General features: G+C 70.6%; 14 protein-coding genes. 3 read left to right on the top strand and 11 right to left on the bottom strand.

Annotated features, from left to right (window positions below; genetic code table 11):
• Window positions 1-59: 59 nt before the first annotated feature.
• Window positions 60-1,109, top strand: a complete 1,050-nt coding sequence (locus AB8O64_RS22705) for a DeoR/GlpR family DNA-binding transcription regulator (RefSeq protein ID WP_356457931.1) — start codon at window positions 60-62, stop codon at window positions 1,107-1,109.
• Between the two features lie 2 nt (window positions 1,110-1,111).
• Here the strand turns inward: AB8O64_RS22705 and AB8O64_RS22710 are convergent, their stop codons facing one another.
• From AB8O64_RS22710 to AB8O64_RS22720, 3 genes are all read right to left on the bottom strand, one after another.
• On the bottom strand, window positions 1,112-1,714 hold the full coding sequence (locus tag AB8O64_RS22710; protein ID WP_370421008.1) for a TetR/AcrR family transcriptional regulator: 603 nt from the start codon (window positions 1,712-1,714) through the stop codon (window positions 1,112-1,114).
• A gap of 293 nt (window positions 1,715-2,007) precedes the next feature.
• Window positions 2,008-3,762, bottom strand: a complete 1,755-nt coding sequence (locus tag AB8O64_RS22715) for a biotin carboxylase N-terminal domain-containing protein (RefSeq protein WP_370421009.1) — start codon at window positions 3,760-3,762, stop codon at window positions 2,008-2,010.
• Window positions 3,763-4,047: 285 nt separating this feature from the next.
• The gene (locus tag AB8O64_RS22720; protein ID WP_370421010.1) at window positions 4,048-4,833 is read right to left on the bottom strand and encodes an IclR family transcriptional regulator; all 786 of its coding nucleotides are present in this window, start codon (window positions 4,831-4,833) and stop codon (window positions 4,048-4,050) included.
• Between the two features lie 222 nt (window positions 4,834-5,055).
• On the opposite strand from AB8O64_RS22720, the gene AB8O64_RS22725 reads away from it, so the two are divergent.
• Entirely contained in the window at window positions 5,056-5,346 is a 291-nt protein-coding gene (locus AB8O64_RS22725) for a hypothetical protein (protein WP_370421011.1), read from the top strand.
• A 54-nt stretch (window positions 5,347-5,400) separates the two neighbouring features.
• On the opposite strand, the gene AB8O64_RS22730 is transcribed toward AB8O64_RS22725, so the two are convergent.
• From AB8O64_RS22730 to AB8O64_RS22765, 8 genes are all read right to left on the bottom strand, one after another.
• Window positions 5,401-6,012, bottom strand: coding sequence for a nucleoside triphosphate pyrophosphatase (locus tag AB8O64_RS22730; RefSeq protein ID WP_370421013.1), 612 nt, complete (start codon window positions 6,010-6,012; stop codon window positions 5,401-5,403).
• A 37-nt stretch (window positions 6,013-6,049) separates the two neighbouring features.
• Window positions 6,050-7,537, bottom strand: a complete 1,488-nt coding sequence (locus tag AB8O64_RS22735) for a SulP family inorganic anion transporter (protein WP_370421014.1) — start codon at window positions 7,535-7,537, stop codon at window positions 6,050-6,052.
• Window positions 7,538-7,603: 66 nt separating this feature from the next.
• A complete protein-coding gene (locus AB8O64_RS22740; RefSeq protein WP_370421015.1) occupies window positions 7,604-8,212 on the bottom strand; it encodes a carbonic anhydrase in 609 nt (202 codons plus the stop codon).
• A 163-nt stretch (window positions 8,213-8,375) separates the two neighbouring features.
• Complete coding sequence (locus tag AB8O64_RS22745) at window positions 8,376-8,756, bottom strand: hypothetical protein (protein ID WP_370421016.1); 381 nt, start codon at window positions 8,754-8,756, stop codon at window positions 8,376-8,378.
• Window positions 8,757-8,932: 176 nt separating this feature from the next.
• Window positions 8,933-10,393 (bottom strand): penicillin-binding transpeptidase domain-containing protein, encoded by a 1,461-nt coding sequence (locus tag AB8O64_RS22750; RefSeq protein ID WP_365373253.1) that lies wholly within the window; start codon window positions 10,391-10,393, stop codon window positions 8,933-8,935.
• Between the two features lie 131 nt (window positions 10,394-10,524).
• Complete coding sequence (gene mmpB / locus AB8O64_RS22755; RefSeq protein ID WP_362220146.1) at window positions 10,525-10,653, bottom strand: morphogenic membrane protein MmpB; 129 nt, start codon at window positions 10,651-10,653, stop codon at window positions 10,525-10,527.
• 70 nt (window positions 10,654-10,723) lie between these two features.
• A complete protein-coding gene (locus AB8O64_RS22760; protein WP_370421017.1) occupies window positions 10,724-10,930 on the bottom strand; it encodes an acyl-CoA carboxylase epsilon subunit in 207 nt (68 codons plus the stop codon).
• A gap of 40 nt (window positions 10,931-10,970) precedes the next feature.
• Entirely contained in the window at window positions 10,971-12,575 is a 1,605-nt protein-coding gene (locus tag AB8O64_RS22765; RefSeq protein ID WP_356450446.1) for an acyl-CoA carboxylase subunit beta, read from the bottom strand.
• A gap of 147 nt (window positions 12,576-12,722) precedes the next feature.
• Here AB8O64_RS22765 and AB8O64_RS22770 point away from each other — a divergent pair, with 147 nt between their 5' ends.
• Window positions 12,723-13,580 carry a biotin--[acetyl-CoA-carboxylase] ligase gene (locus AB8O64_RS22770; RefSeq protein ID WP_370421019.1) on the top strand — a complete coding sequence of 286 codons (858 nt, stop codon included), beginning with the start codon at window positions 12,723-12,725 and terminating at the stop codon, window positions 13,578-13,580.
• The last annotated feature ends 184 nt before the right edge of the window (window positions 13,581-13,764 follow it).

A 13,764-nucleotide genomic window follows, 5' to 3' on the forward strand; every position in this document is an offset into this window, starting at 1 on the left:
CACTTGGCGGGTTGCGTAGCGGACAACTTCCGTTAATTGCTGCAACCTGCTGAAAACGGATGCGCGTTGGCGTTACTGTCGGTTTCGTGTTCGCTGCAGAACGTCGTCAATTGATCCTCGAAATGGTGCGCGCCAACGGAGCGGTTTCGCTCCGGGAGCTCGCCCGCGTCGTCCAGACCTCCGAAGTGACCGTACGGCGCGACGTGCGGGCATTGGAGGCAGAAGGACTGCTCGACCGCCGGCACGGCGGTGCGGTACTGCCGGGCGGTTTCACCAGGGAGTCCGGCTTCCCGCAGAAATCCCATCTAGCGACCGCCGAGAAGACGGCCATCGCCGATCTCGCGGCGAGCTTCGTCGACGAGGGCGAGGCCGTCGTCGTCGGCGCCGGTACGACCACGCAGGAGCTGGCCCGCCGGCTCGCGCGGGTGCCGGGTCTGACCGTGGTCACCAATTCCCTGCTCGTCGCGCAGGCGCTCGCGCACGCCAACCGGGTCGAGGTCGTCATGACCGGCGGCACCCTGCGCGGGTCCAACTACGCCCTGGTGGGCAGCGGGGCCGAGCAGTCCCTGCAGGGCCTGCGGGTGACCCGGGCGTTCCTGTCGGGGAGCGGGCTGACCGCCGAGCGCGGGCTCTCCACGTCCAACATGCTCTCCGCGAGCGTGGACCGGGCGCTGGTGCAGGCCGCCGCGGAGGTCGTGGTGCTCGCGGACCACACGAAGCTGGGCACCGACACGATGTTCCAGACGGTGCCCACGGACGTCATCACCAGACTCGTGACCGATGAGCCGCCCGGTCACGACGACCGTGCCGCGACGGAGCTCCAGGCGCTCGCCGACCAGGGCGTGCACATCTCGGTCGCCGGGCCCGGCGCGGGGTCGGGCTCGGGACCGGGCGGGGTGGCCGGCGGTGAGGCCCAGGGATCCCGCCGCCGCGAGGTGCGCGATGTGCCGCCCCTGCCGGGGCAGCGCCGCAGCATCCCGCTGGGGCCCGGCCAGGACCCCGGACGGGGCCAGGGCGGCCCGCCGGGCGCGCCTCAGCTCCGCAGCGCGTCCGGCATGGGCGACCAGCCCACGGCCCGCGTGGCGGATCTGGCACCCCGGCGGCGCTGACCTCAGTCCCGCCCGGGGTCCGAGGACGCCTTGAGACCGGTGAGCGTCAACATCAGCAGGCGGTCGGCCAACTCCGGATCGTCCGGAGACTGTTCGACCGCCAAGGAAATGGCGTTCGTCAGCTGCATCAGATCGACGATGTCCACATCCGATCGGACCGCCCCGGCCCGCTGGGCGCGGGCGAGCAGCGTGCTGCCCGCCTCCCGCATCGGCAGGCTGCACCGCGACAGGGCGGACGCCTCGTCGCTCTGCGCGGCCATCAGGGCCCGCGACAGCCCCCGGTAGGTGCTGGCGTGCGCCACGATGGCCCGCAGCCAGTCCACGAGCGCCCGGCACGGCTCGGGTGCCGCCAGCAGCTCCCGCGAGCGGGCGAGGAGGGAGTCGACCTCGCCCTGGAAGACCGCGCTCATCAGGGCCGTGCGGTTGGGGAAGTGCCGGTAGAGCGTCCCGATGCCGACGCCGGCCCGCCGGGCGATGTCCTCGAGGGAGGCGTCCGTGCCGTGCCGGGTGAAGGCGGTGCGGGCTTCCACGAGCAGCCGCTCGTAGTTGCGCCGCGCGTCCGCGCGCATGGGTCGTGGTGACGTCTGCGCCGTATCGGTCGCCATTTTGCGTCGTCCTCCCGCTCGGTGCGCTCACATGGCCGCGTACGGTCCTGGTCCTCGCGGGTCCAAGGATGCCAGTTGCCCTCCCGGCGGGTGGGTGGGCTCCTACGGGTGGCCGACGGCCGGCGTGAGCCTGCGGCTCGGTGGTGTCTTCAATCGCCGGACGGGCTGGAACCCTCGACCGCCGGGGGAGCTGGGCAGGGTGCCGCTTGGCGCAGCCAAAGGTGCGCGGCCAAAACCGTGGGCCCCGGCCGGATCGTTCCGGTCGGGGCCCGCGGTCGGTGCTGAGCCGGGGGTCAGTCCTTGATCTCGCAGATGACCGCACCGGAGGAGACCGAGGCGCCGACCTCCGCGGTGATGCCCTTGACCGTGCCCGCGCGGTGCGCGTTCAGCGGCTGCTCCATCTTCATGGCCTCCAGGACCACGATCAGATCGCCCGCGGCCACTTCCTGGCCCTCTTCGACCGCGACCTTCACGATGGTGCCCTGCATCGGCGACGCGAGCGCGTCACCGGAGGCCGCCGAGCCGGCCTTCTTGGCCGCGCGGCGCTTCGGCTTCGCGCCGCCCGCGGCGGCGGTGCGGGCGATGGTCATGCCGAGCGAGGAGGGCAGCGAGACCTCCAGGCGCTTGCCGCCGACCTCGACGACCACGGTCTCGCGGCCCGGGGCCTCCTCGTCCTCGTCCGCCACCGCGCCGGTGAAGGCGGGGATGGTGTTCTCGAACTCGGTCTCGATCCAGCGGGTGTGGACCGTGAACGGGTCCGCGGTGAACGCCGGGTCGGTGACGACCGCCTGGTGGAAGGGGATCGCCGTGGCCATGCCCTCGACGGTGAACTCGCCCAGGGCCCGTGCCGCGCGCTGGAGCGCCTGCTCACGCGTGGCGCCCGTGACGATGAGCTTGGCGAGGAGGGAGTCCCACGCCGGGCCGATGACCGAGCCGCTCTCGACGCCGGCGTCCAGGCGCACGCCCGGACCCGACGGCGGGTCGAAGCGGGTCACCGTGCCGGGGGCGGGCAGGAAGTTCCGGCCCGGGTCCTCGCCGTTGATGCGGAACTCGAACGAGTGACCGCGCATCGGCGGGTCGTCGTAGCCGAGCTCCTCGCCGTCGGCGATGCGGAACATCTCGCGGACCAGGTCGATGCCGGTGACCTCTTCGGTGACCGGGTGCTCGACCTGGAGGCGGGTGTTGACCTCCAGGAAGGAGATCGTGCCGTCCTGGCCCACGAGGAACTCGCACGTGCCCGCGCCCTCGTAGCGGGCCTCGCGCAGGATGGCCTTGGAGGCGCGGTAGAGCTCCGCGTTCTGCTCCGGGGTGAGGAAGGGGGCCGGGGCCTCTTCCACGAGCTTCTGGTGGCGGCGCTGCAGCGAGCAGTCGCGGGTGGAGACCACCACGACGTTGCCGTGCTTGTCGGCCAGGCACTGCGTCTCGACGTGGCGCGGCCGGTCCAGGTAGCGCTCCACGAAGCACTCGCCGCGACCGAAGGCGGCGACGGCCTCGCGGACGGCGGAGTCGTACAACTCCGGTACCTCTTCGAGGGTGCGGGCGACCTTCAGGCCGCGACCGCCACCGCCGAAGGCGGCCTTGATGGCGATCGGCATGCCGTGTTCCTCGGCGAACGCGACGACCTCGTCCGCCCCGGAGACCGGGTCGGGGGTGCCGGCGACGAGCGGGGCACCGGCCCGCTGCGCGATATGACGGGCCGCCACCTTGTCACCGAGGTCGCGGATGGCCTGCGGGGGCGGGCCGATCCAGGTCAGGCCGGCGTCGAGGACGGCCTGCGCGAATTCGGCGTTCTCGGACAGAAATCCGTATCCGGGGTGGATGGCGTCCGCGCCCGATTCGGCTGCCGCGGCAAGCACCTTGGCCACGTCGAGGTAGCTCGTCGCCGGGGTGTCACCGCCCAGCGCGTAGGCCTCGTCGGCCGCGCGGACATGCAACGCGTCACGGTCCGGGTCGGCATAGACCGCCACGCTCGCGATCCCGGCATCCCGGCACGCACGAGCAACGCGGACAGCGATTTCGCCACGGTTGGCGATGAGCACCTTGCGCACGATGGCTCCCTCCTTGAAACAAGGTGAGTTTAGGTACTGGCAACACTCTGTGCCGACCCGACTTCCAGGGTGACCTTGCCCACACGGAGCGTTAAACGGAAGCGCCCTATGGACTGAAGTTCCCAGATCCCCCACGGTACGCCGCGTTTCCTGGAGTGCTGCGCGCGTGACGATGTGGTCAAGGTCTCGATGGGTACCCGGGAGTGGCGGTGCTGATTCTTTGTGGAGTCCCTACGAACGGGTGACACAAAGTTTGCGCTCTCGCCCGGGGCGTTGGGGTGGGCCTCAGACGGTTCCGGGCCCCTCAACGGTTGGTTTACCCACCAGTAGTGTCCCCGAGTCGGCCAACTTTCCGGCCTCTGCCGCGACATGGCGCATCACCTCGGTCACCTGGTGTCTGCGCCGATGGAAATCAGCCAGTGGCAGTGCCGCCGATACGGCCTGCGCCGGACCGGTGCCCGCACCCGGCACGGGCACCGCGATGCAGGCCACGCCGGGTGCGCATTCCTCCACCTCCACCGCGACGCCGCTGCGGCGCACCTGTCGGAGCTCCAGATCCAGCCGTTCCGGCGAGGTGATGGTGCGGGGGGTGATGGCCCGCATTCCGGAGTCCGTGAGATAGCGCAGCCGGGCGGCCCGGGGGAGGGCGGCGAGCAGGACCTTCCCGTGGGCGGTGGCGTGTCCGTCGGTGTCGCGGCCGACGGAGAAGCCCCCGGTGGCCGGATGGGAGGCGGCCGCTCCGGCGAGGACGGCGATGTCCCCGTCCCGGTAGGTGCTGAAGTAGGTGTCCGCCCCGGCCGCCCGCCGTACCCGGGCGAGCAGCTCGTGCACCCGCTCGTCCATCCGCATCTGCCGCTGGAAGGCGCTGTGCAGGGAGGGGACGCGATAGCCGAGGGTGTAGCCGCCGGAGCCGCGGACCAGATGGCCGCGCGCGGTGAGGGTGCCGAGCAGGTCGTAGACCGTCGACAGCCCGCAGCCCAGCTGCCGGGCGAGCGCCTTGGCGGGCACCGGCCCGTCGGACGCGGCGACGGCGTCCAGCACGTCCAGAGCGCGGTCGACGGACTGCGGCATGACGGAACGGCTCCTCGGGGGTGGGTCGGATCTTCGGTGAAGGGTCGTCGGTGGACACGAGTCTTCGGCGGGCGGACCCACCAGCTTGGCACGACCGGCCCCGGCGCCGCCCGGTCCGCCTTCTCTACCAGCTCCGCGGAGCACCATGGGGGTTTCCCGGAAGGAGCCCCCGAGTGGCCGAAGCGTCGGTGACCGAGATGACACGACATCGTTGGTGAAGTCATGATCAAGCGCATTGCAGCCGCCGCCGTTCTGGCCGGCGCCGCTCTCACGATGACCGCCGCCTCCGCGTCCGCCGTGCCCACGCCCGTGCCCCCGCCGAACTCGACGGCGGGCGACGTCGTGACCCCGCCGCCGGGCATGGCGAAGGACGGCAATCCGCAGACCAGCGTCTACCCGGGCGCCACCGACGAGCTCGGCAAGCTGCAGCAGCTCGAGAAGCTGAACGAGCTGGGGCAGCTCAACCAGGTGACCGGGGTCCTGACCCCGGTGGTCGGCATCCTGCCGCTCTAGGGCCGGGCCGCTCGCAAGGGCGGGTCGGCGGGCGCCCCGCCCCGGAGCGGTTCGTCAGGCCCACAGGTCGGTGATCACGACGCCCAGCTCGGCGAGCTGCGTGCGGAGCAGGGGGAGCGACAGACCGATGACGTTGCCGTGATCGCCGTCGATGCCCTCGATGAAGGGCGCGGACCGGCCGTCGAGGGTGAACGCGCCCGCCACGTGCAGGGGCTCGCCGGAGGCCACGTACGCGGCGATCTCGGCGTCGCTCGGCTCGCCGAAGCGGACCGTGGTGGAGGCGGTGGCGGAGACCTGACGGCCGGTGGCCGTGTCGATGACGCAGTGGCCGGTCCGGAGCACTCCGGACCGGCCACGCATCGACTTCCAGCGGGCGGTGGCGTCCTCGGCGTCGCGGGGCTTGCCGAGGGCCTCGCCGTCCAGCTCCAGCACCGAGTCGCAGCCGATGACGAGTGCCCCGGCCGCCTCCGCCCGCGCGGCCACGGCCGCGGCCTTCGCCTCGGCGAGCACCCGCGCCAGCTCGGCGGGGGTCGCCGCGGTGATCGCGTCCTCGTCCACACCGCTGACGATCACCTCGGGCGCGAGCCCGGCCTGGCGCAGCAGGCCGAGTCGGGCGGGGGACTGGGAGGCGAGGACGAGGCGGCGGCGCTCGGGGCTGTCGTTCATACGGGCCAGCCTAAGAGGTCCGCCGCCTCCTGGTGGCTCAGCCGACGGCCGAGGCCACCTTCCCGCTCATCCGGACCGGGTCCGTGCCCTCCTCGTTGTGCCGGTCCGCCCAGTTCGTCAGGGCGGTCAGGCACGCGTGGTCGAGGTGCCGCAGCCCGGACAGGTCGAGTTCGATCGGCCGGTCCTTCGGCAGCGCTTCGAGGGTGTCGAGCATGTGCGGCAGCCGCAGGAACGTGGCGTTGCCGGTGAGCCGGACGTGGATGGGGCCCTTCTCGTCGTCGTCCTTGACGTTCATCTGGATGTGCGAGATCGTCCACGCCGTCTTGGCGACCGCGAGCAGCAGACCGATCAGGACGCCCTCGAACATGTTCGTCGTGACGATGGCGATGGCGGTGACCGCCAGCACCACGGCCTCGCCGCGGTGCTCGCGCCACAGCGGAACCAGCTCACGGACCGGGACGAGCTTGCAGCCCGCGTGCACCAGCACACCCGCGAGGGCCGCGATCGGGATCACACCGAGCGCCGCCGGGAGCAGTGCCGCGAACAGCAGCAGCCACACGCCGTGCAGGACGCGCGAGGCCTTGGTACGGGCGCCCGCCTGGACGTTGGCCGCGCTGCGCACGATGACCGCGGTCATCGGCAGTGCGCCGAGCAGCCCGCAGACGGCGTTGCCCGCGCCCTGGGCCATCAGCTCCTTGTCGTAGTCGGTACGCGGTCCGTCGTGCATCCGGTCCACCGCCGCGGCGCTGAACAGGCTTTCGGCGGAGGCGATGAGGGTGAACGCCAGGATCGTGCCGAGCAGGGCCACATTGCCCAGTTCGGAGAAGGCGTCGACGCCGGGCGGCTGGATGGCTTCCAGCAGGCCCTTCACCTCGACCTTGGCGACGGGCAGGGAGAACAGGGCCGTGGCGGCCGTGGCGAGTGCCACCGCCACCAGCGGGGCGGGCACGATGCCCGAGATCCGCGCGGGCAGCTTCTTCCAGAGCACCAGGACGGCGATGGTCCCGGCGCCCAGGGCGAAGGCGGACAGGGCGTCCCGGTCGGCGGCGATGTCGCCGACGAGGCCGGGGAGCCCGGCGATCTTGTCCAGCCCGCTGCTGGGGGCCTTGAGTCCGGCCATCGCGTAGGACTGGCCGAGGATCAGGACGAGCCCGATGCCGGCCAGCATGCCCTGGACGACGGCGACGGAGATGGCCCGGAACCAGCGCCCGAACCCCAGGAATCCGAGGGCGAGTTGGATGGCGCCGGAGGCGAGGACGATCACCCCGAGGGTGCCCAGACCATGGGTCTGGACGGCCTCGTAGACGAGTACGGTCAGACCGGCGGCCGGTCCGCTGACCTGCAAGGAGCTGCCGGGCAGCAGGCCGACGACGAGGCCGCCGACGATGCCGGTGACCAAGCCGAGTTCGGCGGGCACCCCCGAGGCGACGGCGACGCCGACGCACAGCGGGACGGCCACGAGGAAGACGACGAGTGAAGCGGTGAAGTCCCGCCGCAGATCTGCGGGACGGAATCTGGATTGCATGGATTCCTCACGTAGGTGGGGAAGGCGAGCTGCGGTGATCCGATGCCGCGGATCACCGCCGGCGGTTCACAGGGGCAGGAACTCGGCTTCGTCGCCAGCGGACTGGTGGGCGAGGACGGCCCCGGTGTGGACCTCGTAGTACCAGGCGTGCAGCCCGAGTTCGCCCTTGGCGAGTCGCTCGGCCACGCAGGGGTAGGCGCGCAGCCGTTCGAGCTGGTCGAGCGCGTGCCGCTGCACGGGCTCGGCCACGTCGGGGCCGTCGGTGCCGGTGCCCGGTTCCTTCAGCTCGGCCGATGCCCCGCGCTGCAGCCAGCCGTGGACGGCGGGCAGCTGGGTGAGGTCCTCGTCGCGCACCAGGGCGCCCACGGCGCCGCAGTGGGAGTGCCCGCAGACGATGATGTCGCGGACGCCGAGGACCGAAACCGCGTACTCGATGGTGGCCATTTCGCCGGAGGGGTGTTCGGTGTTGTATTCGGGGACTATGTTGCCCGCTGTACGAAGTTCGAACAGATCTCCGGGTCGGGTCCCGGTGATGAGTGTCGGCACGACACGGGAATCGGAACAGGTGATGAACAGTGCTTCGGGGGACTGGCCCAGCTCAAGGCTGCTGAGTTCCCCGGTGGATTGAGGCGCGCGGGTCGAAAAGGCGCGGGCGTGGTCGATGAGGGACTGCATGAACGGCTGACCTCCTGGAGGTCGTCGTTGTCGGTCGGACATCGAAGACGTTGCGTCGTCGGTACGTCTCGTATGGACTTATGTGGATATGGGTGTGAAGCACCGAAGAGATCGGTGCGGCCGAGAAGTCGGCGAAGCCGCCGTGCTCAGTGCCTGGGCACGCTCAGTGCCGGAACACCTGGAACACGGTGGAGAGTTGATGGCTGGATCCGCGAGCTGACGCGGGCATCCGCCAATCGGGCTGCCCCGCACCCGTTCCAACGCGCGCGGCGTCCGGGGAGTTCCCGGTGGGCGCGGTGGGGGTGGGCCGCTGTTTGAGCTGCGACATGACGCCGGTGCCACTGGGGACCCGGCCGCGACGGACCTGATCGTCGTCGCCGCGTTCGTCGGTGTGGAGGCGGTCGGTCTCGGCGGCCTGAGCCGCGTAGGAGGCCGACGACGGCGCCATCGCGGGTTCCCCGCACGGCGCCGCCTGGGCGAGCAGTAACAGAGACAGGAGGAGGGTGAGGAGCGTGCCGACGAAGCCGGCGGACCGGTGGCGCATCACATCCCCCTTCCCTCGTTCGAGTGACTGTGGAGATCGATTCTAGCCACACGAGGTGTCATCGCAGGGGCGGAGTGATTACCTCTCAGTTAAGTCCGAAGATCGTACGATTTTCCTTCGGTGGGTGTTTGGTGGGTAGATGACGGCCGTTCGAACGCCCTTTGCGACAGGGTCTGTTACTTCTTGAGCACCGACTCCATGACCTTCTTCGCGATGGGGCCCGCGAGCCCGCCACCGGAGATCTCCTCGCGGTCGATGCCCGAGCCCTCGGGGTCGATGAACACGGCGACGGCGACCGGCGAACCGTCGCCCTGCTTGGCGTAGGAGACGAACCAGGCGTACGGCAGCTTCTCGTTGTTCACGCCGTGCTGCGCGGTGCCGGTCTTCGCGCCGACCGTGACGCCGTCGATGAGCGCCTTCTTGCCGGTGCCGTTCTCGGCGGTGTTCTCCATCATCGCCTGGACCTTCTTGGCGGTCTCGGCGGAGACGGCCTGGTTCAGGACCTCGGGCTCGTGCTTCTCCAGGACGGACAGATCGGGGCCGCGCAGCTCCTCGACCATGTAGGGCTTCATCACCTTGCCGTCGTTGGCGAGGCCGGCGGTCATCATCGCGATCTGCAGCGGCGTGCTGTCCAGGCTGCCCTGGCCCATGCCGGTCAGCGCGGTCTGCGGACGGTCGAGCTTCTTGGGGTAGAGGCTCTCGCTGGCCCGCACCGGGGTGAACACCTCGGAGTTGAAGCCGAACTTCTCCGCCGTCTCCCGCATCTTGTCCTTGCCCAGCTTGGCCGCGAGGTCGAGGAAGACGTTGTTGCACGACCACTGCAGACCGGTCTTGAGCGAGGCCTTGTCGCAGGGCGCGGTCTTGATGTCGTTGCCGATCTTCGTGGTGCTGTCGGGCAGCTGGTACGGGGCCGGGGCGTCGCCCTTGGCGTCGATGTCCGAAACCAGCCCGTGCTCCAGCGCCGCCGCCGCGGTGAGGATCTTGAACGTCGAGCCCGGGGGGAACCGCTCGCGCAGCGCCCGGTTGTTCATCGGCTTGTCCTTGTCGTCCTGGAGCTTCTTCCACTCCGCCTTGTCCTTGGCGGACTGCCCGGCGATGAGCGACGGGTCGTAGGACGGGGTGGAGGCCAGGGCGAGGATCTTGCCGGTGCGCGGGTCGAGCGCGACGACCGCGCCCTTGTACTTGCCGAGGCCCTCGTAGGCGGCCTTCTGCGCCTTGGGGTCGATGGTCGTCACCACATCGCCGCCGCGGGACTTCTTGCCCGTGAGCATGTCACTGGTGTGCTGGAAGAAGAGCCGGTCGTCCTTGCCGCTGAGCAGCTTGTCGTTGACGCCTTCCAGGAACGTGTTGCCGTAGCCCTGCGAGGAGAAACCGGTGACGGGGGCGTACATCGCGCCGTCCTTGAACGTGCGCTTGTACTTCAGGTCGCCGTCGGTCGCGATGGAACCGGTGATGGGCTGGCCGCCGACGATGATGCTGCCGCGCGGCTGGGCGAACCGGGCGATGGTCACCCGGTGGTTCTTCTCGTGGTTCGAGAGCTCGCCGTTGCGTGCGAACTGCACCCAGGTGGCCTGGGCGAGCAGGGCGAACACCAGCACCCCGACGAATATCGCTATGTGGCGTACGGGCCTGTTCATGGTTCGACGCACTCCCCGGTTCGCGGCATATCACTGGTAGTGATGCCAATGGGGAGGTTTTGGTTGCAGGTGGAATGCACCTGTGTGTCCGCTGTGACCCCTGCGGCGGCCCGGTGTGCGTCAGCCCACGATCAGGCCACGCCGAGCATGAAGAAGAGGATCACCATGCCGACCGCGAGGACGACACCCGCCCTCCGGAGCATGGCCTGCGCCTCGCGCAGCTCCTCGGGCGGTTCGTCGGACGGGTCGGACCAGAGCATGCTGTCCATGGTCCGCCCGGAATGCCCGGCGCGCCTGAGTACCCGTACTCAGCCGCGCCGGGCGGGAGGACTACGCGGGCCAGTACGTGGTCCGCCACGCCCTGGGGCCCGGGTGGGGGGTGCGGCGGGATGCGACCAGGCGGGCCGGGGCGGCCCACTCCGGCCGGGCCTCGCCCTCCGGCGCGGCGGCGGCGCGGGCCGCCGCGCGGGCCTGGACCACCGCCAGTGCGGCGGCCAGCTCCTCCGGGGTGGGGTTGCCCCGTACGACCTTGATCACGAGTGGATCCCTTCCTCGAAAGGACGGCGGTGTTGGCTGCTCACAGCGGGATGTTGCCGTGCTTCTTCGGCGGGAGCGTCTCGCGCTTGTCACGCAGCGTCCGCAGACCGCGCACGATGTGGCGGCGGGTCTCGGACGGCATGATCACCGCGTCGACGTAACCGCGCTCGGCGGCCGCGTACGGGTTGAGCAGCGCGTCCTCGTAGTCCGCGATCAGCTTGGCGCGCAGCGCCTCCCGCTCCACCTCCGGCGCCGCGGCGATCGTGCGGCGGTGCAGGATGTTGACCGCGCCCTGGGCGCCCATCACGGCGATCTGCGCGGTGGGCCAGGCGAGGTTCAGGTCCGCGCCCAGGTGCTTGGAGCCCATGACGTCGTACGCGCCGCCGAACGCCTTGCGGGTGATGACGGTGATCAGCGGGACCGTCGCCTCCGCGTAGGCGTAGATCAGCTTGGCGCCGCGCCGGATGATGCCGTTGTACTCCTGGTCGGTGCCCGGCAGGAAGCCGGGGACGTCCACGAAGGTCAGCACCGGGACGTTGAAGGCGTCGCAGGTGCGCACGAAGCGCGCGGCCTTCTCGCTCGCGTTGATGTCGAGGCAGCCGGCGAACTGCATCGGCTGGTTGGCGACGATGCCGACGGGGTGACCCTCGACCCGGCCGAAGCCGGTGATGATGTTCGGCGCGAAGAGCGCCTGCGTCTCCAGGAACTCGCCGTCGTCCAGCACGTGCTCGATCGCCGTGTGCATGTCGTACGGCTGGTTCGCCGAGTCCGGGATGAGCGCGTCCAGCTCGCGGTCGGTCTCCGAGATCTCCAGATCGGCCTCCTCGGGGTAGGCCGGGGGCTCGGAGAGGTTGTTGGAGGGCAGGTAGGACAGCAGCGCCTTGACGTAGTCGATGGCGTCCTTCTCGTCCCCCGCCATGTGGTGCGCCACGCCCGAGGTGGTGTTGTGCGTCCGGGCGCCGCCCAGCTCCTCGAAGCCGACGTCCTCGCCGGTGACCGTCTTGATGACGTCGGGGCCGGTGATGAACATGTGCGAGGTCTGGTCGACCATCACGGTGAAGTCGGTGATCGCGGGGGAGTACACCGCGCCGCCCGCGCAGGGGCCGACGATCAGGGAAATCTGCGGGATGACACCCGAGCCGTGGACGTTTCGACGGAAAATCTCGGCAAACAGTCCGAGGGCCACCACGCCCTCCTGGATCCGGGCGCCGCCACCGTCGTTGATGCCGACGACCGGGCAGCCGGTCTTCAGGGCGAAGTCCATCACCTTGACGATCTTCTCGCCGTAGACCTCACCGAGCGAACCGCCGAAAATGGTGAAGTCCTGCGAGTACACACAGACCGTACGGCCGTCGACCGTGCCGTAACCGGTGACGACGCCGTCGCCGTACGGGCGGTTGTTCTCGATGCCGAAGTTGGTCGACCGGTGCCGGGCGAACTCGTCCAGCTCGACGAACGAGCCCTCGTCCAGCAGCAGCTCGATGCGCTCGCGTGCCGTCAACTTGCCCTTGGCGTGCTGCTTTTCCACCGCCCGCGCGGAGCCGGCGTGAGTGGCCTCATCGATCCGGCGCTGAAGATCCGCGAGCTTCCCGGCGGTGGTGTGGATGTCGATACCGTCGATTCCACTGGTGTCTGGCTCGGACATCGGGATGCGGCTCCTGCTCGTCCTGAGGGGCGGGGGTCACTGGCTACCGACTGGCTACCGGTTCGTAGCGTATCGGCGCGGCTGCGCTGCGGAAGTGCGTCGTTGGCCACACCGGTTCGCTGTGGTTTCCCTCCTATGGTGGCTGTTATGACGCCCTCCGACGCTTCCGGCAACCCCTGGTCCGACCTCGGCCGCCCCCCGCTCAACACCACGTCCCTGCGGCGTGGCCTGCTGCGCCCCGACGGGCTGTGGACGTCCGTGGACGTGGTCACGACCACCGGGTCCACCAACTCGGACCTCGTCGCCTCCGGCGGCACCGAGGGCGCGGTGCTCGTCGCCGAGGAGCAGACCGCCGGGCGCGGCCGGCTCGACCGCACCTGGTCGGCACCGCCCCGCTCCGGGCTGTTCTTCTCCTTCCTGCTCACCCCCGGCCCGGACGTACCGGCCGAGCGGTGGGGCTGGCTGCCGCTGCTCACCGGTGTCGCGACGGCGACGGCGCTGGCCCGTGCGGCGGGCGTCGACATGGCGCTGAAGTGGCCCAACGACCTGCTCATCGACGTCGAGGGTGCCGAGCGCAAGGCGGGCGGCATCCTCGCCGAGCGGACCGGCGACAGCGTGGTCATCGGCATCGGCCTCAATGTCTCGCTGCGCGCCGACGAACTTCCGGTGCCCACCGCGGGTTCGCTGGCGCTCGCCGGGGCGAAGGTGCTGGACCGCGATCCGCTGCTGCGGGCCGTGCTGCGCTCGGTCGAGGAGTGGTACGGCGAGTGGCGGCGCGCCGGGGGCGACCCGGGGGCGTGCCGGCTGCAGGAGGCGTACGCGGCCGGGTGCGCGACGCTCGGCCGGACCGTACGGGCCGAACTGCCCGGCGGACGCGAGCTGCTCGGGGAGGCGGTGGCCGTGGACGGCGACGGCCGGCTGGTGCTCGCGACGGAGGACGGTGTGCAGGAACCGGTCGGCGCGGGCGACATCGTCCATCTGCGCCCGGCGCGGCCGGAGGAGTGAACCGCGCGCCGCGAGTGGGCCCGAGTGCTTCACCGGGGCGGGCCGAAGAGGGGCCGGAAGAGTGGGCGGGAAGAGTGAGCCGATACCGTCAAGAGAGTGAGCTACGGCACACCTGCCGTATCGTTGTGCCCAGAACCTAGGCGAGCAGCGATCGGCAGGGCAGTGCGCACGGATCGGACAGGGG

This window comes from Streptomyces sp. QH1-20 (assembly GCF_041283565.1).
GTDB classification, from domain to species: Bacteria; Actinomycetota; Actinomycetes; order Streptomycetales; family Streptomycetaceae; genus Streptomyces; species Streptomyces syringius.